Annotated in this window: 17 protein-coding genes, 1 tRNA gene and 1 pseudogene; 15 read left to right on the forward strand and 4 right to left on the reverse strand. The window is 63.6% G+C overall.

Annotated features, from left to right (window positions below; genetic code table 11):
* Positions 1 to 4: 4 nt before the first annotated feature.
* The 9 genes and pseudogenes from LMJ30_RS19375 (at position 5) to LMJ30_RS19415 (ending at position 12,693) form a co-directional block, all read left to right on the forward strand.
* Positions 5 to 2,251 carry a putative bifunctional diguanylate cyclase/phosphodiesterase gene (locus LMJ30_RS19375; RefSeq protein WP_371873052.1) on the forward strand — a complete coding sequence of 749 codons (2,247 nt, stop codon included), beginning with the start codon at positions 5 to 7 and terminating at the stop codon, positions 2,249 to 2,251.
* A 5-nt stretch (positions 2,252 to 2,256) separates the two neighbouring features.
* Complete coding sequence (locus LMJ30_RS19380) at positions 2,257 to 3,852, forward strand: SEL1-like repeat protein (RefSeq protein ID WP_229434215.1); 1,596 nt, start codon at positions 2,257 to 2,259, stop codon at positions 3,850 to 3,852.
* A 61-nt stretch (positions 3,853 to 3,913) separates the two neighbouring features.
* A pseudogene (locus tag LMJ30_RS19385) lies at positions 3,914 to 5,056 on the forward strand (M16 family metallopeptidase); the annotation flags it as partial.
* A 392-nt stretch (positions 5,057 to 5,448) separates the two neighbouring features.
* Positions 5,449 to 6,684 (forward strand): M16 family metallopeptidase, encoded by a 1,236-nt coding sequence (locus LMJ30_RS19390; protein WP_229434216.1) that lies wholly within the window; start codon positions 5,449 to 5,451, stop codon positions 6,682 to 6,684.
* Between the two features lie 108 nt (positions 6,685 to 6,792).
* Entirely contained in the window at positions 6,793 to 8,022 is a 1,230-nt protein-coding gene (locus tag LMJ30_RS19395) for a putative DNA modification/repair radical SAM protein (RefSeq protein WP_229434217.1), read from the forward strand.
* On the forward strand, positions 7,998 to 9,509 hold the full coding sequence (locus LMJ30_RS19400; protein WP_229434218.1) for a UdgX family uracil-DNA binding protein: 1,512 nt from the start codon (positions 7,998 to 8,000) through the stop codon (positions 9,507 to 9,509). The genes LMJ30_RS19395 and LMJ30_RS19400 overlap by 25 nt, the downstream gene beginning before the upstream one ends.
* A gap of 137 nt (positions 9,510 to 9,646) precedes the next feature.
* Positions 9,647 to 10,870, forward strand: coding sequence for a sensor histidine kinase (locus tag LMJ30_RS19405; protein WP_229434219.1), 1,224 nt, complete (start codon positions 9,647 to 9,649; stop codon positions 10,868 to 10,870).
* Positions 10,867 to 11,616 (forward strand): LytR/AlgR family response regulator transcription factor, encoded by a 750-nt coding sequence (locus tag LMJ30_RS19410; protein ID WP_229434220.1) that lies wholly within the window; start codon positions 10,867 to 10,869, stop codon positions 11,614 to 11,616. The genes LMJ30_RS19405 and LMJ30_RS19410 overlap by 4 nt, the downstream gene beginning before the upstream one ends.
* Positions 11,617 to 11,691: 75 nt before the next feature.
* Complete coding sequence (locus LMJ30_RS19415) at positions 11,692 to 12,693, forward strand: TraB/GumN family protein (protein ID WP_229434221.1); 1,002 nt, start codon at positions 11,692 to 11,694, stop codon at positions 12,691 to 12,693.
* A 120-nt stretch (positions 12,694 to 12,813) separates the two neighbouring features.
* On the opposite strand, the gene ahpF is transcribed toward LMJ30_RS19415, so the two are convergent.
* Both ahpF and ahpC read right to left on the reverse strand, forming a co-directional pair.
* Positions 12,814 to 14,409: an alkyl hydroperoxide reductase subunit F gene (ahpF, locus tag LMJ30_RS19420; protein ID WP_229434222.1), complete on the reverse strand. Its 1,596-nt coding sequence runs from the start codon at positions 14,407 to 14,409 to the stop codon at positions 12,814 to 12,816.
* 106 nt (positions 14,410 to 14,515) lie between these two features.
* Positions 14,516 to 15,079 carry an alkyl hydroperoxide reductase subunit C gene (gene ahpC / locus LMJ30_RS19425; protein ID WP_229434223.1) on the reverse strand — a complete coding sequence of 188 codons (564 nt, stop codon included), beginning with the start codon at positions 15,077 to 15,079 and terminating at the stop codon, positions 14,516 to 14,518.
* A 223-nt stretch (positions 15,080 to 15,302) separates the two neighbouring features.
* On the opposite strand from ahpC, the gene LMJ30_RS19430 reads away from it, so the two are divergent.
* The 5 genes from LMJ30_RS19430 to trmB all read left to right on the forward strand — a co-directional run bounded on the left by LMJ30_RS19430 (position 15,303) and on the right by trmB (position 19,681).
* Positions 15,303 to 15,376, forward strand: a tRNA-Gly gene (locus LMJ30_RS19430).
* A gap of 80 nt (positions 15,377 to 15,456) precedes the next feature.
* Positions 15,457 to 15,879 (forward strand): DUF4019 domain-containing protein, encoded by a 423-nt coding sequence (locus tag LMJ30_RS19435; protein WP_229434224.1) that lies wholly within the window; start codon positions 15,457 to 15,459, stop codon positions 15,877 to 15,879.
* Between the two features lie 13 nt (positions 15,880 to 15,892).
* On the forward strand, positions 15,893 to 16,771 hold the full coding sequence (locus tag LMJ30_RS19440; RefSeq protein WP_229434225.1) for a hypothetical protein: 879 nt from the start codon (positions 15,893 to 15,895) through the stop codon (positions 16,769 to 16,771).
* A gap of 19 nt (positions 16,772 to 16,790) precedes the next feature.
* Positions 16,791 to 18,893 carry a CHAT domain-containing protein gene (locus tag LMJ30_RS19445; protein WP_229434226.1) on the forward strand — a complete coding sequence of 701 codons (2,103 nt, stop codon included), beginning with the start codon at positions 16,791 to 16,793 and terminating at the stop codon, positions 18,891 to 18,893.
* A 107-nt stretch (positions 18,894 to 19,000) separates the two neighbouring features.
* The gene (gene trmB / locus LMJ30_RS19450) at positions 19,001 to 19,681 is read left to right on the forward strand and encodes a tRNA (guanosine(46)-N7)-methyltransferase TrmB (protein ID WP_229434227.1); all 681 of its coding nucleotides are present in this window, start codon (positions 19,001 to 19,003) and stop codon (positions 19,679 to 19,681) included.
* 271 nt (positions 19,682 to 19,952) lie between these two features.
* Here trmB and recQ read toward each other — a convergent pair whose 3' ends face one another.
* Positions 19,953 to 21,773, reverse strand: coding sequence for a DNA helicase RecQ (recQ, locus tag LMJ30_RS19455; protein ID WP_229434228.1), 1,821 nt, complete (start codon positions 21,771 to 21,773; stop codon positions 19,953 to 19,955).
* Between the two features lie 2 nt (positions 21,774 to 21,775).
* Positions 21,776 to 22,609: an undecaprenyl-diphosphate phosphatase gene (locus LMJ30_RS19460; protein WP_229434229.1), complete on the reverse strand. Its 834-nt coding sequence runs from the start codon at positions 22,607 to 22,609 to the stop codon at positions 21,776 to 21,778.
* 298 nt (positions 22,610 to 22,907) lie between these two features.
* Here LMJ30_RS19460 and LMJ30_RS19465 point away from each other — a divergent pair, with 298 nt between their 5' ends.
* Entirely contained in the window at positions 22,908 to 23,783 is an 876-nt protein-coding gene (locus tag LMJ30_RS19465; protein WP_371873053.1) for an alpha/beta hydrolase, read from the forward strand.
* Positions 23,784 to 23,796: the final 13 nt, after the last annotated feature.

A 23,796-nucleotide genomic window follows, 5' to 3' on the forward strand; every position in this document is an offset into this window, starting at 1 on the left:
GGCCATGATGAACGCGAACACTGCCGGCGCTACGGCAATGACCCAGGCTGCAGGCGAGCCAACCCAGATCTCCCAGTCGGAGACGGTCACCCTTCCGCGCATCCTGCTGGTCGACGACGAACCAAGGCTTCTGTCCTCGCTCTACGAACTGCTGCGCGGCCGCGACTACAACCTGGTGACCGCCACCTGCGGCAGCGAAGCGCTCGCGCACCTGTCGAAGATGCGCTTCGACCTGGTGCTGCTCGACCTGCGCCTGCCCGATGTCAGCGGCCACCAGATCATGGACTTCATTAACGACAAGGGCATCGACGCCGATGTCATCGTGATGAGCGGCGAAGTCGGCATCGATGCGGCCATCGGCGCGCTCAAGCGCGGCGCCTACGACTACCTGCGCAAGCCGTACAGCCGGGAAGAACTGCTCAAGACCGTGGCCAACGCGCTGCAGCGGCGGCGGCTGGAAATGGCCAACCGCCGCATCGCGTCACAGCTCGAGACTTCCGAAAAGCTGTACCGCTACCTGGTCGACAGCTCGCCCGACATCATCTACACCCTGAACCACGAAGGCAAGTTCACCTTCATCAACGACCGCGCCTACCAGCTGCTCGGCTTCTCGCGCGATGAACTGATCGGCAAGCACTACTCGATCCTGGTGCATGAAGAAGACCTGGAGCGCGCGCGCTACGTGTTCAACGAGCGCCGCGTCGACGAGCGCGCATCGCGCAATGTCGAACTGCGCCTGAAGTACCACAGCGGCGGCGGCCAGGACCGCACCTTCAACAACACCCTGATGACGATTTCGCTCAACTCCATCGGCATGCACGTGCCCGACCAGGAGGTGAAAAAGCTCGAGTTCTTCGGCACCTACGGCGTCGCGCGCGACATCACCGACCGCAAGCGCGCCGAAGAAGTCATCTCGTACCAGGCTTACCACGACATCCTGACCGACCTGCCGAACCGCATGCTGTTCAAGGACCGCCTTGGCCTGGCCGTCATCCAGGCCAAGCGCAAGCTGACCGAGCTGGCGGTGATGTTCATCGACCTTGACCGCTTCAAGCTGGTCAACGACACGCTCGGCCACGTCAAGGGAGACGAGTTGCTGCAGCAGGTCGCGCTGCGCCTGAAGGACTGCCTGCGCCGCGGCGATACGCTGGCGCGCCAGGGCGGCGACGAATTCACCATCGTGCTGCCTGAGCTGCGCGACCGCGAAGACGCGAAAGCCATCGCCGACAAGTTCCTCGAATGCCTGCAGAAGCCGTTCGACCTCGATGGCCACCAGGTGCACATCTCGGCCAGTATCGGCATCGCGATCTACCCCGGCGACGGCGAGTCGATCGACGAGCTGCTGCGCCACGCCGACATCGCCATGTACCAGGTCAAGGCGCTCGGCAAGAACGGCCACAGCTTCTATCACAACTCGATGCTGGATGTATCGCACCAGAAGATCGCGCTGGAACAGAGCCTGCGCAAGGCGCTCGAACAGAACGAGCTGGAGATGTACTACCAGCCGCAGATCGACGTCATCACCGGCCGCATCGTCGGCGCCGAAGGGCTGATGCGCTGGAACCACCCGCAGCGCGGCTTGCTGACCGCGGGCGAGTTCCTGCCATTCGCCGAAGAAAACGGCCTGATGCTGCCGATCTCCGACTGGATGATCGGCGCGCTGTGCCGCGACATGCTGCTCTGGAATGCCGCCGGCGGCGAAAACATCCGCCTGTCGCTGAACCTGTCGCCGCAATACCTCGACCGCGGCGACTTCTTCGAGAAGATGCGCGGCGCGCTGGTGCGCTACGGGATCTCGCCGGCCCAGATCGAGTGCGAGATCACCGAGAACATCTGCATCCGCAATCCGCAATACGCGATCGAACAGCTGAACAAACTGTGCCAGCTGGGCGTGTCGGTGGCGATCGACGATTTCGGCACCGGCTACTCGTCGCTGTCGTACCTGCACCGCTTCCCGATCCATACCATCAAGATCGACCAGTCCTTCGTCAAGGAGATCCACGACGAGAACGGACACTATCCGGTCATTTTGGCGATCATTTCGATCGCGCGCGGCCTTGGGCTGCACCTGATCGCCGAAGGCGTGGAGACCGACATCCAGGCGCGCTACCTGAAGGCCAACGGCTGCCTGACGATGCAGGGCTACCTGTTCCACCGCCCGATCTCGCTGCCTAACTTCATCACTGTCCTGCAGTCGCAGGACGCGAAAAATGACGCGCCGGCCCCAGCGCCTGCCGCAATCCAGGCCTGAACTGCATGCAGAACGCGAGCGCGCGCCAGCCTGACGCGGCCCGTGGGCACACGGCCGAATACCTGCGCGTGAAAGCCCTGGCCGAACGCGGCGTGGCGAACGCCCAGCACAGCCTGGGCTTCATGTACGTGAACGGGCAAGGCGTGCCGCAAGACTTCGCGCTGGCGGTCGAGTGGTACCTCAAGGCGGCCAATTCGGGCCTCGAACACGCGCAGTACAACCTCGGCGTGATGTACCAGAAGGGCCAGGGCGTGGCCCAGGATTACATGCAGGCGGCCATCTGGTACGAGCGCGCCGCGGTGCAGGGCTACGCCGCCGCCCAGTACAACCTTGGCTGGCTGTATGCGAAGGGCCAGGGCGTCGGGCACGATGTACAGCAGGCGATGCACTGGTTCAGCAAGGCCGCCGAGCAGGGCGACGCGGGCGCGCAGAACAACCTCGGCATGATGTACGAAACCGGCAAGGGCGTGCCGCAGGACTTCAAGCAGGCGATCTTCTGGTACCGCAAAGCCGCGGAGCAGGGCTACGCACGCGCCCAGTTCAACCTCGCGCTGCGCTACGATAACGCGCAGGGCGTGCCGCTCGACCAGCAACAGGCCATCTCGTGGTTCCGCAAGGCGGCCGAGCAGGGCTACGCGCCCGCGCAGTTCAACCTCGCGCTGCGCTTCGACAAAGGCCAGGGCGTACCGCAGAACAGCCAGAAGGCGATCAGCTGGTACCGCCGCGCCGCTGAACAGGGCCACGCGAGCTCCCAGTTCAACCTCGCCCTGATGTACGACAGCGGCCACGGCGTGCCGCGCGACGAAGAGCTGGCGCTGGAGTGGTACCGCAAGGCTGCGGGACAGGGCCACGCGGGCGCGCAGGATAACCTCGGCCTGCGCTACGAGCATGGCCAGGGCGTGGCCCAGGACTTCACACAGGCCGGGGGCTGGTACCGCAAGGCGGCCGAACAGGGCTTCGCCAGCGCCCAGTACCACCTTGGCTTGCTGTACGACGCCGGCAATGGCGTCGAACGCGACACGGCGAAGGCGATCGGCTGGTTCCACAAGGCGGCCGAACAAAGCCACGTACGCGCCCAGTTTGAACTGGGGCTGCGCTACGAAAGCGGCATCGATGTGCCGCGCGATTACCGGCGCGCGATGGCATGGTACCGACGCGCGGCGGACCATGACTACGCGCCTGCGCAGTTTATGGTCGGCGCGTTGTTCGACAGCGACGACGCGGGCATGCTCGACAGCCGCGAAGCATATGGCTGGTACCGCAAGGCGGCCGACCAGGGCTATGCACGCGCCCAGTTCGCGCTTGGACTGCGGCACGACAGCGGGCAGGGCGTCGCACGCGACTACGAAGCCGCCTATTTCTGGTACTTGCAGGCCGCGCGCCAGGGCCACGCTCGAGCGCAGTTCAACCTCGGGCTGATGCACGCCACCGGCCATGGCGCCGTTCCCGACCTGGTGCAGGCGCTGACCTGGCTGCAGCAGGCCGAGATGGCAGGCGTTGCAGCCGCGACGAAGTACGTCAAGTCGACTGCCGCGCGCATGAATCCGGCCCAGCTGGCGCAAGCGCAATGCCTGGCCGTGCGCACCGAACTGGCGGCCTGACCCCGGCGCGCCGCGCACTTCGTTTCCTCCCTTCCAAACAGGTGACTTCATGAAGCACACGATGCTCTTGCCCATCGCGCTAGGCCTGTCGCTGGCCGCTTGCGCGCCGGTTCCCGCCAGCGCGGCATCCGCGGTGCAGGCCAAGGCTGCGGCGCCAGCGGTATTCGACCGCAAGGCCTATACGATCCCGTACAAGAAATTCGTGCTGGCCAATGGCCTGACCCTGATCGTCCATGAAGACCACAGCACGCCTGTCGTCGGCGTCAACGTCTGGTATCACGTCGGATCGCGCAACGAGGCGCGCGGCAAGACCGGCTTTGCGCACCTGTTCGAACACTTCTTCTTCAACGGCTCCGAAAACTATCCGCATGGCTTCCGCGAGGCGATGGACGACCTGGGCGCGAACAACCGCAATGGCACCACTAACACCGACCGCACCAACTTCTTTGAAGACGTGCCGGTGTCGGCGCTGGAGCGCACGCTGTTCCTCGAATCGGACCGCATGGGTTTCCTGGGCAATTACATCTCGAAGGAGATGCTCGAGCGCGAACGCGGCGTGGTGCAGAACGAAAAACGCCAGGGCGACAACCAGCCATATGGCCGCGTGCACTACGAGATCGACGCCAAGATGTATCCGTATTCGCACCCGTATTCGTGGTCGCCGATCGGCAGCATGGACGACCTGAACGCCGCGACCCTTGACGATATCCGCAACTGGTACCGCACCTACTATGGCCCGAACAACGCGGTGCTGTCGCTGGCAGGCGACATCACCCCGGAACGCGCTTTGGCCCTGGTGGACAAATACTTCGGCGCGATCCCGCCAGGCCCGCCGCTGCCGCGCACCGAGACATGGATTCCAAAGCTGGACCGCGACATCCGCGACGAGATGGAAGACCAGGTGCCGCAGGCACGCATCTACCGCAGCTATCACGCACCGGCGTGGAAGGACCCGGAGCTGCAGCACCTCGGCCTGTTCGCCGATGTCATCGCCGGCTCGCGCGCCTCGGCGCTGCCGCGCCGCCTCGTCTACGAGAAAGGCCTGGCGACGGGCGTGAGCAGCTACGTCAGCGATGCCGAACTGGGGAGCACCTTCAATATCGTCGTCACCGTCAAGCCCGGGGTCGACCCGGCCGAAGTGGAGCGCGAGATGGACGCGGTGCTGGGCGCGATGATCGAAACCGGTCCCGCAGCCGAACCGGTGCGCCGCTCGCAGACGGGCAACCTGGCCGGCTTCTCACGCTCGATCGAGCGCCTGGGCGGCTTCGGCGGACGCTCCGACGTGCTGGCCGAGCACATGACCTATGCAGGCCAGCCCGACGCCTACCTCAACCGCCTCGAAGCGATGGCTACCGCCACCCCGGCGCAGGTCAAGGCCGCCGCGCAGAAGTGGCTGCGCGCGCACCATTACACGATGACGGTGAAGCCATTCGCCAAACTGGCCTCCGCCAAATCGGCGCTGGACCGCAAGGTGCTGCCGGCGCTGGGCGCTGCGCCCGACGTCAGCTTCCCCGCCATGCAGCGCGCCACCTTGTCGAACGGGCTGAAAGTGGTCCTGCTCGAGCGCCACTCGGCGCCTATCGTCAACGCCCCCTGGTGGTCGATGCGGGCGCCGCCTCGGAAAGCGCGGCCAATGCCGGTACGGCGTCACTTGCCCTCGACCTGTTCGACAAGGGCACCAGATCGCGCGATGTGTTCAAGCTGGCCGACGACCTGGCGTCGCTGGGCGCCAACCTGTCGACCGCAACTGGCGCCGACCTCTCGATTGTGCGCTTGCAGTCGACCACGGCCGCGCTGCAACCGTCACTGGCGCTGATGGCCGATGCGGCCCTTAACCCGTCGTTCGCGGCCGACCAGTTCACGCTGCAAAAGCAGCGCAGGCTGGCGCAGATCGCGCAGGAACGGGCGCAGCCAAACGCGCTCGCCCAGCGCATCGTGCCCGGCCTTTTGTACGGCGAGGCGCACGCTTATGGCAAGCCCGCGTCCGGTTCCGAGGCGACGGTAGGGAAGATCGCGCGCGAAGACCTGGCGCGCTGGCATGCCACCTGGTTCAAGCCGGGGAGCGCCACCATCATCGTCACCGGCGATACGACACTGGCCAAGCTGGTGCCTGCGCTGGAAGCGAGCTTCGGCGGCTGGAAGGCCGGAACCGCGCCTGCCAAGCAGGTGAGCACTGTAGCGCGCACCCAGGGCAAGCGCCTCTACCTGATCGACAAGCCGGGCGCGCCGCAATCGACCATCGTCGCCGCGCACGTGTCCGAGGCCGCTGGCCAGCCGGAAGACCTGGCGATGGAACCGGTGATGCAGAACTTCGGCGGCATGGCGACGTCACGCCTGAACCGCAACCTGCGACTCGACAAGCACTGGAGCTATGGCACCTCTGGCCAGTTGACGTACCCGCGCGGCCAGCGCGCGTTCATGGTGGTTGCGCCGGTCCAGACCGACAAGACCAAAGAGTCGATGCTGGAAGTGGCGAAAGAGATCAGGGGCGTTGCAGGTGAGCGCCCACTTGCAGGGGAAGAGTACGCCAGCATCATGCGCAACATGACATCGCGCTTGGCCGGCCGTTTTGCGACCTTGAGCGCGCTGGAGTCCGCCGCGATCACCTCGCTCAACCTTGGCCTGCCCGATACCTACTGGTCGGCGTATGCGGGCAACATCCGTGGCCTGACCGAAGCGCAGCTGGCGGCGGCGTCCGGCAAATTCGTACGGCCGAACGAGCTAGTCTGGCTGGTCATCGGCGACCTGCGCAAGATCGAGGCGGGCGTGCGCGAGCTTGGCTGGGGTGAGGCCACCATCCTGAACGCGGACGGGACCCCGGCGCCCCGCTAGCAGGACTGCGGCGCCGTCGGATCGGCGCCACACAGGTCCGCACGCCAGCGGGCGCGCCTGTCAGCCATCGTGTAATATACTGTATAAACATACAGTCAAAGACAAGCGATGGAACTGACGGACAAGCTGGAAATTCTGGCTGATGCAGCCAAGTACGACGCGTCCTGCGCAAGCAGCGGCGCGCCAAAGCGCACGTCCGAGGGCAAGGACGGCTTCGGCGCGACCAGTGGCATGGGCATCTGCCACAGTTATACGCCGGACGGGCGCTGCGTTTCGCTGCTCAAGATTTTGCTGACCAACTTCTGCGTCTACGACTGCCAATACTGCGTCAACCGGCGCACGTCGAATGTCCCGCGGGCCCGGTTTTCGGTGGCGGAAGTGGTCAAGCTGACCACTGATTTTTACCTGCGCAACTACATCGACGGGCTGTTCCTCAGCTCGGGCATCATCCAGTCCGCGGATTACACTATGGAGCAACTGGTGGCCATTGCGCGCGAGCTGCGCGAAGTCCACCAGTTCCGCGGCTATATCCACCTGAAAACCATTCCCGACGCAGATCCGGCGCTGATTGCCGCGGCCGGCCGCTATGCCGACCGCCTCAGCGTTAATATCGAACTGCCCACTGAAGCCGCCGTCGAACGGCTGGCTCCGGAAAAAAGCGTCCACACGATCAAGCTGGCGATGGGGTCGATCCGCCGCAAGCTCGATGAAAAAGCGGAGGAACCCAGGGCGCCGAAGTTTGCGCCGGCAGGGCAGAGCACGCAGATGATCGTCGGCGCCGACGCCAGCGACGACCAGACCATCTTGTCCACCGCTGAAACGCTGTACGGCAGCTACAAGCTCAAGCGCGTGTATTACTCGGCGTTCAGCCCTATCCCGCAAAGCCCGGGCAGCGTGCCGCTGGCGCCGCCGCCGATGCAGCGCGAGCACCGTCTCTACCAGGCTGACTTTTTGCTGCGCAGCTACGGCTTCCAGGCCAATGAATTGCTGCCTGCGGCCGGCAACCTGGCGCTCGACATCGACCCCAAGCTGGCCTGGGCGCTGGCGCACCGCGAGCATTTTCCGCTCGACCTCAACATGGCCGACGAGAGCATGATTTCGCGCGTACCCGGCATCGGCTTGCGCAACGCCCGCCGCCTGGTCGAGCTGCGGCGGCTGCGGCGTATCCGCTACGCCGACCTGGTGCGCCTGCGATGCAGCATGAAAAAAATCGCGCCCTTCATCGTCGCCGCGGACTACAAGCCTTCGCAGGGCGCCGCGGCATCGGAAGTGCTGCGCCGCTCGATGGCCGAGCAACCAAGGCAGCTGGACCTATGGACGGAACTGCAGGCCGCGTAAGCGCGGCGGCCGCGGTGGCGGCGGGCCATCCGGTCCTGGTCAACTCGTTTGGCCAGTGGCGCGACGCCGCGCGCGACCTGCTTGCGCACAAGGTCGCGCCGCATGCGGTCCAGTGGGTGGCAAGCAAGCACGATGCCGACCTGTTTTCCAATCCCGTCGCTTGCGCCGATGAAGAAGAATCCGACGGCGCCGGGCAGGCGAGCGCCGCGCCGGCTGGCCAGGCACCGGGGCAGGTGCGCGTCTCGCGCGAGCTGATGGACATGCTGCAAACGGCCGCATGCTGCCGCGTGCCGAACCGCTGGGCCTTCCTGTACCTGGTGCTGTGGCGCTGGAGCCATGGCGAGAAAGACGTGATCTCCGCAGCGGACGAAGACGGCGCCAAACTGCATGCGATGGTCAAGGCAGTCCACCGCGAGGAGCATGACATGCACGCCTACATCCGGTTCCGCGAACGGCGCGAGGATGCAGGTCCGCCGCGCTTTGTCGCATGGTTCGAGCCCAGCCATGACGTGCTGCCGCAGGTGGCGCGCCATTTCGCCAGCCGCATGGGCCGCGTCACCTGGATGATCGCCACGCCCGACGCCAGCGTGATGTGGGACGGCGCCAACCTGCACACCACCGGCCCGCTGATGCGCGGCCCGGAAGAAATCGATGACGCCGGCGAGGCCTTGTGGCTGACCTACTACCGCAGCATTTTCAACCCGGCGCGCCTCAACGCCGACCTGTTGCACTCGCATATCCCCTCACGTTTCTGGAAAAACCTGCCCGAAGGCAGCATCGTCCCCGAGATGGTGACCCAGGCCGCGGCGGGCGCGCGCAAGGTCGGGCAAACCCAGAGCGTGGGGCAGCGGGCGGGCACAGCCATCCCGATCGCCGCAAGCCGCGCCCAGCCGCAGCGCGACGCCCCCACCTCGCTCGACCAGTGCCGCCGCTGCGACCTGTGGAAAAACGCCACGCAGGCGGTGGGCGGCGCCGGGCCCAAACGCGCGCGCATCATGCTGGTGGGCGAACAGCCGGGCGACCAGGAAGACCTGTCCGGCGAGCCGTTTGTCGGGCCGGCCGGCAAACTGCTCGACCGAGCGATGGCCGATGCCGAACTCGACCGCCGCAAGGTCTACCTCACCAATGCGGTCAAGCATTTCAAATGGGAGCCGCGCGGCAAGCGCCGACTGCACAAGACGCCGGCCCAGCGCGAGATCGAGGCATGCAGCTACTGGCTTGAGCGCGAGCTGAAGCAGGTTGCGCCGGACGTGATCGTGGCGATGGGCAGCACCGCGCTCAAGGCGGTGACGGGCGATTCGCACGCCACCCTGAAGGACGCCATGGCCGAGCCCTTCATGCACGAGGGCCGCTGGATCGTTGCGATCTATCATCCGAGCTACGTGCTGAGGGTGCCAGGCGACGACGCCAAGGCCCAGGCCTTTGCGGCAATGGTGGCTGGTTTCAGGCAGGCCGTCGCGCTGCTGTCGGCGCCGCCCGCCGCATAAGCACGCGCTGCACCGAATCCGCCGATTCGTATTTCGCACCGCTGTAGTCGTGCTTCGTCACCTGCATCTTTTTTGCTTTCCCACATACCCCTAGACTTCCCTCATTGCCTTATATTAACGGCCACAGGGAGGGTGGAATGCTGAGTCGCATCGCAAAGTGGTACAACGGCTGGGAACAGGAGCAACTCGACGTGCTGGACGACCCCAGTCTCGCCGCCAGTTTGCCGCCGGGCTACCGCCGCTATGGCGGACAGAAGCTCGCCGCATTGTCGCCCATCGAGCGCCAGCAACTGCGCGAATTTTGCCTCACCTATCGGGGACGCCGCGGCTGGGCCGCGCTGGGCAAGCAGGTGCTTGCCTTCAGTGCATTGGCGCCGCTGTTGCACCTGGCTTTTCCCGACAAGTTCTCATTGCTGAAAGCATTCCTCCTGACCAACCTCGTGGGAATTACAGCCGTGATGGGCCTGGTTTCCGTCTGGTTCAATTACCGCAAGATCGCGAACCACAAGCTCAAGGTACTGCTGCGTTTTGTTGGCGCCACCCTTTGCGGCGTCTTGATCGGCGCGGCAATGTCCTATTTTTCCGGTGACAAGCCGCTCGACCTTGTACTGGAACAGCTCCCGCGCACCCTTGCGCTGACCGCGATCGGCGTCGGCGTGCTGGGCGCGGTACCGCTGATCATTATCGGCGCCTTGCGCAATCGCTTCTCCGAGACAATTGCCGTCCAGCTCCAGCTTGAGGCCGAGCGGGAACGGATGGCGCGCGAACTCTCCGAATCGCAGTTGCGCCTGCTACGCGCGCAGATCGAGCCGCATTTCCTGTTCAATACGCTCGGCGCCGTGCAGCAGCTTGCCGAAAACGGCGCGCCGGAAGCAGCCCGCCTGACCGCCAGCCTGATCGCTTTCCTGCGAGCCAGCATGACCGACATGCGCAGCGAACAAGCCAGCCTCGGCGCCGAGTTCAAGCTGGTCGAAGCCTACCTGCAAGTGATGCAGCCGCGTCTTGGCGCGCGCCTGCGGTACAGCTTGAGCCTGCCGGATGCGCTGGTATCGGTGAGCGTGCCCAGCATGATCTTGCTCACGCTGGTTGAAAACGCCATCAAGCACGGCATCGAGCCAGCGCTGCGTGGGGGCGAGGTGCATGTGTCGGCGGCCCAAGAAGAGGGCAAGGTCGTGATTCGCGTGCTCGACACCGGGGCCGGTATGAGCCCGGAACCGGGCGCCGGCGTGGGCCTGGAGAATGTGCGGCACCGCTTGCAGCTGGTGCATGGCGGCGCGGCCAGCCTGAAGCTCGATGACAACGGCGAGGGCGTCGCCGCTGAAATCGTCATCCCTTACCAACCTATTGAACAGCAAGCATGAAAACAAGAATCCTGATCGCGGAAGACGAGCCGCTGATGCGCGAGCGACTGCTCGGCATGCTGGCCGATGCGTGGCCAGAGGCCGAGGTTGTCGTAGTCGCGGAGAACGGCAACGATGCATGGGACGGTTTCCTGGAGCACGAACCGGACGTGGTGTTCCTCGATATCCGCATGCCCGGCCTGTCGGGGCTTGAAGTAGCCGAGCGCATCGGCACATCGGCGCATATCGTGTTCGTGACCGCCTACGACCAGTATGCAGTCGATGCCTTCGACGCGGGCGTGGTCGATTACGTGCTCAAGCCCGTCCAGGCGGACCGGCTGGAACGCGCGATCAGCCGGCTTCGCAGCAAGCTGGGCGCAGCTCCCGTTGAAATCGGCGACATCCTGCGCCAGCTGAAGACGGCGATCCCTGAACCGCAGCGCGAAAAAATGAAGTGGATCAAAGCGACGGTCGGCAAACAAATCCGCCTGATCGACGTCAACGACGTGCTGTTCTTTCAGTCCGATACCAAATACACGCGCGTGGTGCTGGCGGGGTCGGAAGCGCTGGTGCGGATACCGCTGAAGGATTTGATGAGCGGCCTTGACCCGCAACAGTTCTGGCAAATCCATCGCTGCACGATGGTGAACGTGAACGCCATTGCCGCCGCTGAACGCGTCGACGCGGAACGCTTGCAGGTGCTACTGCGCGGCAGCGACGAAAAGCTGCCGGTCAGCAGGACCTTCAACCACCTGTTCCGCGACTAGATATGTATCCAAAGTCGCTTTGAGAAATGATGCAAAGCTAGTAATCTTTGCCATCACTTCCAAAGGGATCGTTCCATGCTCAAACACATCGTTTCCGTAGTGTGCCTCTGCGCGTTCGCAGCGCCAGCCTGGTCGCAGACGGAAGCGGAAACGACCAGCGCCGAATCCCTGGAAGTCGCACCGGAGAAAATTTTGGTGGTCGGCCAGCGCCCCGGTCCGGGTTTGTGGAAAGTCTCGAAAGGCGACCATGTGCTGTGGGTGTTCGGCACTTATTCTCCGCTGCCGATGAAAATGGAATGGCGCTCGCACGAGGTTGAGGCGATCCTGGCGAAGTCGCAGGAGTTCATCTGGCCGCCATCACCCAAGATGCCGATCTTCCAGATCGCGCGGGCCCTGCCATTTGCCATCGGCGCCGACAAGAATCCGGGCGACGCGACCCTGAAGGATGTGTTGCCGCCAGACCTGTACGCGCGCTGGCTTCCGCTGAGGGAAAAGTACATCCGCGACGTTGACCGCGTCGAACGCCGCCGTCCGCTTTTCGCGGCGGGTGACCTGTACGGCGGCGCGCTCTACAAGAATGGCCTTTCAAATAGCCGTGATGTCACGGACGCCATCATCAAGATCGCTAAAAAGAATAATCTTAAAATCACTGAACCGAAGGTGGATTTGTCGATCGATAGTCCGGTCAGGGCCGTCCGGGATTTCAAGAAAACGTCGCTGGAAGACGTGCAGTGTTTTGCCAGGACGATCGAGCGGCTTGAAACAGACATCGACGCGATGCGCGTGCGCGCGAATGCATGGGCAAAGGGCGATCTGGAGACAATCCGCAAGCTCGTGTTTGCGGACGGGGGCGAGGCCTGCCACGCCGCAGTCATGAACAGCGCCATCATGAAAGGCCAACCGGACGTCCAGAGCCTGGACGCGCGCCTGCAGCTGGCGTGGGTCGACGCCGCGGAGCAGGCCCTGACGGCCAACCTGTCGACGTTTGCGGTCATGCCGCTCAAGCGGCTACTCGATCCAAAGGGTGTATTGGCCGACCTGCAAGCCAGGGGATATCAGGTCGAGTCGCCGGAGTAGATACCGTCGTTCCCGCGCACGCGGGAACCTATGCTGAGTAGGCTGCGGCTAAGTTTTGCAGCCGATCGAGTTCAGTATGGGTTCCCGCTTTCGCAGCAACGACGGTGAGGGACGGTTCTATCAGGCCGCTACCGCTTCCTGGTCCGCCTCGGCTGGCACATCCACCGGCTGGCGGATCAGGTAATCGAACGCGCTCAGCGCAGCCTTGGAGCCTTCACCCGCGGCAATGACGATCTGCTTGTACGGCACCGTTGTCACGTCGCCGGCGGCGAACACGCCAGGCAGGCTGGTGTGGCACTTGGCGTCGACAACGATCTCGCCGAACTTGCTCAGCTCCAAAGTCCCTTTCAGGAACTCTGTGTTAGGCACCAGGCCGATCTGGACGAACACGCCTTCCAGCCCGACGTGGTGGATCTCATTGCTCACCCGGTCCTTGTAGCTGATGCCATTGACCTTCTGGCCGTCGCCTGTAATTTCGGTGGTCTGGGCGTTGACATGGATGGTGACGTTGTCGAGGCTCTTGAGCTTGTTCACCAGCACGGCGTCCGCCTTGAGCGAATCGGCAAATTCGATCACCGTCACGTGCTGGACGATGCCTGCCAGGTCGATGGCCGCTTCGATGCCCGAGTTGCCGCCACCGATCACCGCCACGCGCTTGCCCTTGAACAGCGGCCCGTCGCAGTGCGGGCAGTATGCCACGCCCTTGTTCTTGTACTCGGCTTCGCCGGGCACGTTCACATTGCGCCAGCGCGCGCCGGTGGACACGATCACGCTGCGCGAATGCAGCACGCCGCCGTTTGCCATGTGCACGGACACCAGCCCGCCCGGCTTTGCCGCCGGCACGATGCGGTCGGCACGCTGCAGGTTCATGATGTCCACGTCGTAGTGGCGCACCTGCGCCTCCAGTGCGAGGGCAAATTTCGGGCCGTCGGTTTCCAGCACGGAGATATAGTTTTCGATCGCCATGGTGTCGTTGGTCTGGCCGCCGAAACGCTCCGCCGCAATACCGACACGGATGCCCTTGCGTGCCGCGTACACGGCAGCTGCCGCGCCGGCAGGGCCGCCGCCGACGATCAGCACGTCGAACGGTGCTTTCTCGTTGAGCCTGGTGGCTTCGCGGTCGGCCGATTTGGTGTCAAGCTTGGCGACGATTTCTTCCAGCGTCATGCGGCCCGAGCCGAACAGCTCGTCGTCCTTAAACACCATCGGCACCGCCATGACCTGGCGGCTTTCAACTTCTTTTTGATACATACCGCCGTCGATGACCACGGTATTGATATTCGGGTTGTAGATTGCCATCAGCGCGGCGGCCTGCACCACGTCTGGGCAGTTATGGCAAGAGAGGGACATGTACACCTCGAAGTTGCCACCGTCCAGCGACTTGATCTGGTCGAGGATTTCCGCGTCTACTTTGGGCGGATGGCCGCCGGTCCACAGCAGGGCCAGCACCAGCGAGGTGAACTCGTGGCCCAGGGGAATAGCGGCAAAGCGCACGCCACGCGTTTCGCCCTGTTTGGCGATAACGAAGGACGGCGAACGGCTGTCGGTGCCCGATTCGTCAACGCTGACTTTGTCGGACAGGCTGGCGATGTCGGCCAACAGCTCACGCAGTTCGGCACTCTTGGCGCTGTCGTCCAGCGTCGCGATGAGTGTGATCGGGCCGCGCAGGTTCTGCAAATAGGCCTGCAACTGAGTTTTTAAGGTGGCGTCAAGCATGTCGGTATCCGTAAGAAAGCGCCTTGCAGTTGAACTGCGAGGGCCGGTGAACTGGCCCGGGCGAAGAAGGGCGGCAAGGCAGCGCGCCCTTCTGTGCCGTTACTACTTAGATCTTGCCGACCAGGTCCAGCGATGGGGTCAGGGTCTTCGCGCCTTCGTTCCACTTGGCTGGGCAGACCTGGCCAGGGTGCGATGCAACGAACTGGGCAGCCTTCAGCTTGCGCAGGGTTTCCGAGACGTCGCGTGCGATGGCGTTGTCATGCACTTCCATGGTCTTGATGACGCCTTCCGGGTTGACGATGAAGGTGCCGCGCAGTGCCAGGCCTTCTTCTTCGATGTGCACGCCGAAAGCGCGGGTCAGCGCATGGGTTGGGTCGCCAACCAGTGGGAACTGGGCCTGGCCAACCGCTGGCGAGGTCTCGTGCCACACTTTGTGCGAGAAGTGGGTGTCGGTGGTGACGATATACACTTCCGCGCCGGCCTTCTGGAACTCGGCGTAGTTGGTAGCCGCATCTTCCACCTCGGTTGGGCAGTTGAAGGTGAAGGCAGCAGGCATGAAGATGATGACCGACCACTTGCCTTTGAGGCTTTCGTTGGTAACTTCAACGAATTTACCGTTGTGGAAAGCTTGGGCTTTGAAAGCAGGAACTTGAGTATTGATCAGTGACATGGGAGATCCTCGTATGCTATGTGTCGGTTGATAAAAACTATCGAATGAGAAGAACTCATTGAAAACATGATACACCAATATCCGGCAGCGCCTGATTGGTTGTTTCAATCGGTGTGATTAAGAATGCTATGAAGGCGTTGCTGCTGAGAACGAGCCAGCCATTGGATGGGGCAGCGCTTGAAATTTGTGTAATACACCCGAACCCGCGTAGAATGCGGTGTCCGCGGGTGTAGCTCAATGGTAGAGCAGGAGCTTCCCAAGCTTACGACGAGGGTTCGATTCCCTTCACCCGCTCCATCGACTGGTGAAACTATGTTCTGGTTACATCATCCCCCGTCTTTCCGTCCGCCCCCCATTCCCACTCCTGCGAGATAATCGTGAAAAGCCTTGCCGCCGTGGTTGCTGTCTGCGCGGGCATCGTCATTGCCCCCACCGCAGCCGCCCAGCGCGCCAGTGCAGTCCATAAAGGCCAGGAAGCGGCCGTCGCCTGGCTGGACCTGCTCGATTCGGGCCAGTACGCGGCAAGCTGGGACCAGGCGGCGGATCAGTTGCAGCGGACAGTGTCGAGGCCGGCCTGGATAGCGCTTGTTCGCGAGCGCCGGGCGCCGCTTGGTCCTGTCCTTGCCCGGCGCCTGAAGTGGGCCAGCTACACCGAAACCTTGCCAGACCTGGCGGTCGGGCAGTCAGTCGTGCTTGAGTATGAAACGCGCTTTGAAAACAAGGTCAGCGCGGTGGAAACGGTTACGCCGGTCAAGGACGCGCGCGGCGTATGGAAGGTGGGTGCATACAGCATCCGTTAAGAGGAGGCACTCTATGAAACGGCATCTGGTTTTCGTCCACGGACGGGCACAGCATGGAAAAGACGCGCTGGCGCTCAAGCAGGAATGGATACTCTCATTAAAGGCGGGGCTGGCGAAAAGCGGCCTGGCATTGCCCATCGGTGAAGACGAGATCCGGTTTCCTTATTACGGCGATACACTGGACCAGATGGTCAAGGGCGCCAGCGCCGAGGATGCTGTCGACATTGTCGTGCGCGGTGTGCCGCTGTCATCAAGCGAGGAAGCCTTCTTCAAGGAATACCTTGGCGAACTGAAGGAGGCCGGCCTGATACCGGAGGAGGCACTGCGAGGCCTGCCGGTCGAACGGGGGCCGCTCAACTGGGGATGGGTGCAGGCAATCCTGAGCGTGTTGGACAAGTCCGTACCTTTCGCCAGCGCCGCCGGGGTCGCATTGTTCACCAACGACGTCTTCCAGTACCTGCATCGCAAGGAACTGCGCACCGAGATGGATGACGGGGTCAGGTCGGCGTTTGTGCCCGGTAGCGAAGCGGTGGTCGTCAGCCACTCGCTCGGCACGGTGGTAGCATACAACGTGCTGAAGAACGATCCGCCGCGCGCCGATCTAAACGTTCCCTTGTTTGTCACGCTGGGCTCACCCCTGGCCATCAGCGCGGTGAAGGCGAAATTGCAGCCGGTCTCGCATCCGGCGACGGTAAGGCATTGGTTCAACGCGATGGATGAGCGCGACGTGGTTTCGCTATATCCGCTAACGTCGGAACACTTTGCCGTTTTCCCGCCCATCGAGAACCTGACGACGGTGGAAAATTTCACCGAGAACCGGCACGGCATTTCGGGGTACCTCAGTGACAAGGACGTGGCCAGGCGGATTCATGCGGCGCTGATTGCGCCTTAAAAAAATCAGAAGGGGCGGTATGGCACCTCCAGAAAACCAAGATACTCCTGCGCCGCGGCTCGACGTCGTCGTCCTCAACGCTGACCTGCGCTTTATCGAACAGGCCCTGCTGGTCGGACATTACCGCTCAACCACGCTGACCGGCGCGGAAGCCGCCATCGACGTGCTGCTCGACCATCGCATGAGCCGCGCCCTGAACGCCGGGCTGTATCCGAGCACACCTGGTTCACACCAGGTTTTTCGCCACCCGTGCATCGCCGAAAGCGGAGAGGGCACCTGCCTGCCCGCCATTGTCGTCGCAGGGCTGGGCGATGAAGGTGAATTGCGGGCAGCCGATCTTGTCTACACGGTGCGGCAGGCGATACTGGCCTATGCGCAGCGCCTGTCCGAGCAGCAGGAAGGCGGCGCACCGACCGAGTTTTCCCTGGCTGCCACCCTGGTCGGCAGTGGCGGCAGCGGTGTCACGGCAGGTAGTTCGGCGCTGGCCATCGTGCAGGCCGCGCATGAAGCCAACGCGAAACTCGAACAAGTCGAAGGCTGGCCGCGTTTGCGCCAGCTCACTTTGGTCGAGCTATATCTTGAGCGCGCAACCGATGCCTGGCACGCGCTGCAGATGCAGGAGCTGGCTGACCGTAACTTGTTGCAACTGGTCGGCAAAATCCACTTCGGCGCCGGCGCCTTGCGCCGCTCTCCCGACTCCAGTTACCGCGGCACCAGCTATGATTTCATCAGCGCGCTGCAGCAGTCGACACCCGACGCCAAGCATCCCGGCATTGCCTATACCCTCGACACCAAACGCGCCCGCGCGGAAGTACACGCGCACCGGGCGCAGGCGACCCTGGTGCGGGAACTCGTGTCCAAGGCCTCGAACGATGCCACAAGCGATCCCGAAATTGGGCGCACCCTGTTCAACCTGCTGATCCCGGTTGAAATGGAACCCTTCCTCGGCGGGTCCAGCGAGCTGGTAATGGAACTCGATGCCGGTACCGCAGGCATTCCGTGGGAACTGCTCGACACAAGTCCCGAGGCGGACGCCGCCGACAAGCGCCCGTGGGCAATCCGCAGCAAGCTGGTACGCAAGATGCAGCTTGAGGAGTTTCGCACCAGCCTGCGACCCGCCAGCATTGGCGACAAGGTCCTGATCATCGGCGATCCGAAAACGACGTCGCCGCTGTATCCGCCGCTGCCGGGCGCGAAACGCGAGGCGATCGCGGTCGCGCAAACGCTGACCCAGCCGGGCAGTGGCGTCGACCCTGCCCAGGTGACCTTGCGCGCCGAAGAAAACGACGCGCAGGCGATCCTGATCGCGCTGCTCAAGGACCCGTACCGCATCGTCCACATCGCTGGCCATGGCGAGCCGGGGCCGCATGGCGGGGTGGTGCTGTCCGGTGACAACACCTTCCTCGGCGCGAACGAGATCAACGCCATGCGCAGCATTCCCGACCTGGTGTTCCTTAACTGCTGCCACACTGGCGGACGCGATACCGAAACGATCCTGCAGCCCTACGACCGCGCCCAGTTCGCGGCCAATGTCGCAGAGTCGCTGATCCGCATCGGCGTGCGCTGCGTAGTGGCTGCCGGCTGGGCAGTCAATGACAACGCGGCCGAAATCTTCGCCACCGCCTTCTACGTCGCGCTGCTCAATGGCTCGCGCTTCATCGAGGCAGTCGGCCTGGCGCGCACCGCTGCCTGGAACGCCCTTCCGGAATCGAATACCTGGGCCGCCTACCAGTGCTATGGCGACCCTGACTGGCGCTGGCGGTCGATGCGGCAGAATGACACCGCGAGGCGGCTGGCGGTGCCGCTTAAAGAGGAGTTCAGCGACCTCGCGTCGCCGGTATCGCTGGCGATTGCGCTCGAGACGCTGGCCGTGCAGAGCAAACTCGGAGGCGCGCCACGCGAAGTGCAGCTGGCGAAGCTGCAGTACCTGGAAAGCGAGTTTGGCCCCCTGTGGGGCGGCATTGGATCGATTGCCGACGGCTTCGGGTTTGCCTACGCAAGCGCGGGATACCACGAAAAATCGATCGAGTGGTATCAGAAGGCCGTGTGCGCGCCGGACGGCACGGCCACGCTACGGGCTGCGCAGCAAGTGGGGTCGCTGAAGGAGGGCTGTGCAGGGTAGCTGGGCTATAATGGCGCTCCCGTACAGCCAATGCTGGCTGTTTTCCAGTTCCTGAAATATCACATCCCATGTCCTCTGATACGCCACCAACCGGCCCAAACCGGCCGATGCTCTACGACCCAACCGAACACCGCATCCGCAGCTTCGTCACGCGGGCGGGCCGCCTGTCGGTGGCACAGGCGCGCGCGCTGGAAGAACTGGGACCGAAGTTTTTGATCGAATACGCCAAGGCGCCGCTCGACTACGAGCAGGCGTTTGGCCGCAAGGCGCCGGTGGTCCTGGAGATCGGCTTCGGCATGGGCGACACCACGTCGCACATCGCGCGCGGCATGCCGGAGAAGGATTTCATCGGTGTGGAAGTGCACACGCCGGGCGTGGGCAGCCTGCTCAAGCAGATCGGCGAGCAGGGCATCACCAACCTGCGTCTTATCCAGCATGACGCGGTTGAAGTGCTGAACCAGATGATCCCGGATGGATCGCTGGCCGGCGTGCACGTGTTCTTTCCCGACCCGTGGCACAAGGCGCGCCATAACAAGCGCCGCCTGATCCAGGGGCCGTTCGTCAAGCTGCTGGCGCAGAAGCTGGCGCCGGGCGGCTACCTGCATTGCGCGACCGATTGGGAAGACTATGCGGTGCAGATGCTGGAGGTGCTGGGCGCCGAGCCGATGCTCCAGAATACCGCTGAAGGGTATGCGCCGCAGCCGGCGTACCGCCCGCTGACCAAGTTCGAGAACCGTGGCCTCAAGCTGGGACACGGGGTGTGGGACCTGGTGTTCGTTAAGAAGTAGCCGCGGGCCGCGCGGATGCGCCCTGCGGGCTTATCCGCCCTACGCAATCGTCCGTGGTTTTCGTGGGTCGGACAAGCGCGAAGCGCGCCTCCGCCGAATTAAAGCATCTCGCCAATCAGCGCGACGATCTCTTCCCCATACGACGCGAGTGGCCGCGCGGATGCGCCCTCCGGGCTTATCCGCCCTACGCAATCGTTCGTGGTTTTCGTGGGTCGGGAAAATCGCTGTGGTTGTCGTAGGGCGGACAAGCGCGAAGCGCGCCTCCGCCGAATTAAAGCATCTCGCCAATCAGCGCGACGATCTCTTCCCCATACGACGCCAGCTTCTTCTCGCCCACGCCGCTGACGCCGCGCAGGTCGTCCAGCGAGCGCGGTTTAGCCTTGGCGATCTCGCGCAGGGTCGCGTCCACGAAGATTACATACGCCGGCACATTGTGCTCGCGCGCCGTACCCATGCGCCATGAGCGCAGCCGGTCGAAGATCTCCTGCTCCGATTTCGACAGCTCGCTCTCGATATAGCCTTTCGACGCCGACGGCGCGCGCTTCTGCTTCACCGGCTTCACGTACTGCCGCAGCTGCACCTTCTGCCCGCCCTTGAGCACCGGCCGCGCCGCATCGGTCAGCTTCAGCGAGCTGTACGAATCATGGTCGACCGTCACCAGCCCAAGCGCGATGGCCTGGCGCAGGATCGCGCGCCATTCGGCTTCGGTGCGTTCGCTGCCGATGCCGTACACCGACAGCGCATCGTGGTGCCACTGCTTGATGCGGTCCGTCTCGGCGCCGCGCAGCACGTCGATCACGTGGCCAGCCGCAAAGCGCTGGTCGACACGGTAGATCGCAGACAGCAGCTTTTGCACGGGCACGGTCCCATCGAAGGACACCGGCGGTATCAGGCAGGTGTCGCAATTTCCGCAGGGGCCGGACTGCTCGCCAAAATAGTCGAGCAGGCGAACCCGCCGGCAGCTCAGCGTCTCGCACAGGCCGAGCATGGCGTCGAGCTTCATCGACAACACGCGCTTGAAGGTTTCGTCCGCCTCTGATTCGTCGATCATCCGGCGCTGCAGCACCACGTCCTGCAGCCCGTATGCCATCCAGGCGCTGGCCGGCATGCCGTCGCGGCCCGCGCGCCCGGTCTCCTGGTAGTAGCCTTCGATGCTTTTCGGGAGGTCGAGGTGGCAGACGAAGCGCACGTCCGGCTTGTCGATGCCCATGCCGAAGGCGATGGTCGCAACCATTACGATGTTCTCTTCGCGCAGGAACTTGGCCTGGTTGGCGGCGCGCTTGGGATGCTCCATGCCTGCGTGATAGGGCATCGCGCGGATGCCGTGCTCGTTCAGGAATTCAGCGGTTTCTTCGACCTTCTTGCGCGACAGGCAGTAGACGATGCCGCAGTCGCCGCCATGTTCGGAGGTGATGAAGTCGAGCAGCTGCTTGCGGCCGTTGTCCTTTTCGACGATCTGGTAGCGGATGTTGGGCCGGTCGAAGGACGAGACGAACTGGCGCGCGTCTTCCAGCTGCAGGCGCATCGCGATTTCGGCGCGGGTCTGCGGATCGGCGGTGGCGGTCAGCGCGATGCGCGGCACGTCCGGGAAGCGTTCGTGCAGGATCGACAGGCGGATGTATTCGGGGCGGAAGTCGTGGCCCCATTGCGATACGCAGTGCGCTTCGTCGATGGCGAACAGCGCGATCTTCGCTGCATCGAACAGGTCGAGGCAGCGCTGCGTCATCAGCCGTTCCGGCGCTACGTACACCAGGTCGATCTCGCCGGTGCGCACCAGCCGTTCGATGCGCATCGATTCTTCGAAGGTCTGGGTCGAGTTCAGGAAGGCTGCGCGCACGCCGACTTCGGCCAGCGCGTCGACCTGGTCCTGCATCAGCGCGATCAGGGGCGACACAACGACGCCGACGCCGTCGCGCAGCAGCGCGGGGATCTGGTAGCACAGCGACTTGCCGCCGCCGGTCGGCATCAGGACCAGCGCGTCGCCGCCGCTGCCGACATGTTCGACGATTTCGGCCTGCTGCCCGCGGAAGGCGGGGTAGCCGAAGACGGTCTGCAGCAGGTCGAGGGCGCGCGCGCTGGTCGCGGGATTCATCTCTAGTGCACCCAAACGACCCATCCGTAATGCGAGCTTGCGAGCACGACGAGCCCGAACACGATGCGGTACCACGCGAATACCGTGAAGTCATGGGTGCTGATGTAGCGCAGCAGCCAGCGCACGCACATGAACGCGGAAATGAAGGCCGAGATCGAACCGAGCGTGAACATCGGCAGGTCGGCCAGGGTGAGGATGTCGCGCTCCTTGATCAGCGAGTACACGGTCGCCAGCATCAAGGTCGGAATCGCGAGGAAGAACGAAAATTCGGTGGCGACGCGGCGCGGCAGGCCGAAGGCCATCGCCCCGATAATAGTGGCGCCGGAGCGGCTGGTGCCGGGAATCAGCGCCGCTGCCTGGGCCAGGCCCACCTTCAGCGCGTCGACGATGCTCATGTCGTCCACGCTCTCGAAGCGCACTGCGGGGGGGTGTTTTTTGTGGTGGCGCTCGACCCACAGGATGATGATGCCGCCGATGATGAAGGCCAGCGCGACCGGCACCGGCGAGAACAGGGCGGCCTTGATGGCGCTGCCGAAGATGAGGCCGAGCAAAGCCAGCGGCAGGAAAGCCACAAACACGTTCAGCACAAATTTTTGTGCCTTCCGGTCATGCGTGATGCCGCTGAAGATCGACACGATGCGCTTCCTGTACTCCCAGCAGACGGCAAGGATGGCGCCGGCCTGGATCACGATTTCAAAAACTTTCGCCTTTTCGTCGGTAAAGTTAAGCAGGCTGCCCGCCAAAATCAGGTGGCCGGTGGAGGAAATGGGTAGAAATTCTGTCAACCCTTCAACCACGCCCATGAGGATGGCTTTTACCGCGATGATGATATCCATGTATTCGGCGAAAACGTACGTCAGTGTTGAGAAAGAGAAAGACCGGAAGGCGTTTCGGTGCGGGGTCGAAGCTTACCACGACTAGCCTGTACGCTATGGTTCTGGAGCAACAACGGAACCGGTCCACGCTCTACTCAACCTTGTGATTGTATCGGGTCGCGGTTGCGCCGCATTGACAATGAATCAGGTCGTCTTCCGGCGGCTGGCTCCCCTGTGGGCGCGGCCTGCACGTGTGCTGTGCTCGCTATTTTATTGCAATGTATATAATAATTTCACGGCCACAGGGGAGTAGATGATCATGGCAGGACGTTTTCCGATGTATGCATTGGCTGGCCTGGTCGTGGTGATGGGCGGGCTGGCCGCATGTTCGCCGCTCAAGGCCTTGAATGCGCTGTCGCCCGGCGGCGCCTCCACGGCCACCGACGGCATCGCGTACGGCGCCCACCTGCGCCACAAGCTGGATGTTTATGTGCCCAACGGAGGAGGGGCGGGCGCGCCGGTCGTTGTTTTTTTCTACGGAGGAAACTGGAACGCCGGCGAGCGCGCCGACTATGCTTTTGTCGGCCGAGCCCTGGCTTCGCGCGGCATCGTCGCCGTCATTCCCGATTACCGCCTGTACCCGGAAGTACGCTACCCCGATTTCCTCGACGACTCGGCGCAAGCGGTGGCCTGGACGGCGCGCGAGATCGGCCGTTACGGCGGCGATGCGTCGCGCTTGTTCGTAATGGGGCACAGCGCGGGCGCCTACAACGCGGCGATGGTCGCCCTTGACGACTCCTACCTTGCAAAGTTCGGCATGAAGCCGGCGTCCCTGCGTGGCTGGATCGGTCTGGCGGGGCCTTATGATTTCCTGCCGATCGAGAACAAGGTGACCCGGCCGGTATTTCATTTCCCGGACACGCCGCCGGGCTCGCAGCCGATCAACCACGTCGACAAGGCGGTTCCATCCGCACTGTTGATTGCCGCATCGCGCGACAAACTGGTTAACCCGGCCCGCAATACCGGGCGGCTGGCGAACAAACTGCGCAGCAACGGCGTGGGCGTCACCGAGGTGTATTACGACGGGGTCAGCCATACCACCCTGGTCGGCTCGATTGCGGCGCCATTGCGCGGCCTGGCGCCCACGCTGGACGCGGTCGATAGCTTCGTCAACGGCAAGCCACGCAAGCCCTGACGCGCGGCGCCCA

Source organism: Massilia agrisoli, assembly GCF_020831365.1.
GTDB classification, from domain to species: Bacteria; Pseudomonadota; Gammaproteobacteria; order Burkholderiales; family Burkholderiaceae_D; genus Telluria_A; species Telluria_A agrisoli.

Bases quoted from the DNA above. Each gene is read 5' to 3' on its own strand.
- LMJ30_RS19375 (WP_371873052.1), top strand. From the start codon at position 5: ATGATGAACGCGAACACTGCCGGCGCTACGGCAATGACCCAGGCTGCA.
- LMJ30_RS19380 (WP_229434215.1), top strand. From the start codon at position 2,257: ATGCAGAACGCGAGCGCGCGCCAGCCTGACGCGGCCCGTGGGCACACG.
- LMJ30_RS19395 (WP_229434217.1), top strand. From the start codon at position 6,793: ATGGAACTGACGGACAAGCTGGAAATTCTGGCTGATGCAGCCAAGTAC.
- LMJ30_RS19400 (WP_229434218.1), top strand. From the start codon at position 7,998: ATGGACGGAACTGCAGGCCGCGTAAGCGCGGCGGCCGCGGTGGCGGCG.
- LMJ30_RS19405 (WP_229434219.1), top strand. From the start codon at position 9,647: ATGCTGAGTCGCATCGCAAAGTGGTACAACGGCTGGGAACAGGAGCAA.
- LMJ30_RS19410 (WP_229434220.1), top strand. From the start codon at position 10,867: ATGAAAACAAGAATCCTGATCGCGGAAGACGAGCCGCTGATGCGCGAG.
- LMJ30_RS19415 (WP_229434221.1), top strand. From the start codon at position 11,692: ATGCTCAAACACATCGTTTCCGTAGTGTGCCTCTGCGCGTTCGCAGCG.
- ahpF (WP_229434222.1), bottom strand. From the start codon at position 14,409: ATGCTTGACGCCACCTTAAAAACTCAGTTGCAGGCCTATTTGCAGAAC.
- ahpC (WP_229434223.1), bottom strand. From the start codon at position 15,079: ATGTCACTGATCAATACTCAAGTTCCTGCTTTCAAAGCCCAAGCTTTC.
- LMJ30_RS19440 (WP_229434225.1), top strand. From the start codon at position 15,893: ATGAAACGGCATCTGGTTTTCGTCCACGGACGGGCACAGCATGGAAAA.
- LMJ30_RS19445 (WP_229434226.1), top strand. From the start codon at position 16,791: ATGGCACCTCCAGAAAACCAAGATACTCCTGCGCCGCGGCTCGACGTC.
- trmB (WP_229434227.1), top strand. From the start codon at position 19,001: ATGCTCTACGACCCAACCGAACACCGCATCCGCAGCTTCGTCACGCGG.
- recQ (WP_229434228.1), bottom strand. From the start codon at position 21,773: ATGAATCCCGCGACCAGCGCGCGCGCCCTCGACCTGCTGCAGACCGTC.
- LMJ30_RS19460 (WP_229434229.1), bottom strand. From the start codon at position 22,609: ATGGATATCATCATCGCGGTAAAAGCCATCCTCATGGGCGTGGTTGAA.
- LMJ30_RS19465 (WP_371873053.1), top strand. From the start codon at position 22,908: ATGGCAGGACGTTTTCCGATGTATGCATTGGCTGGCCTGGTCGTGGTG.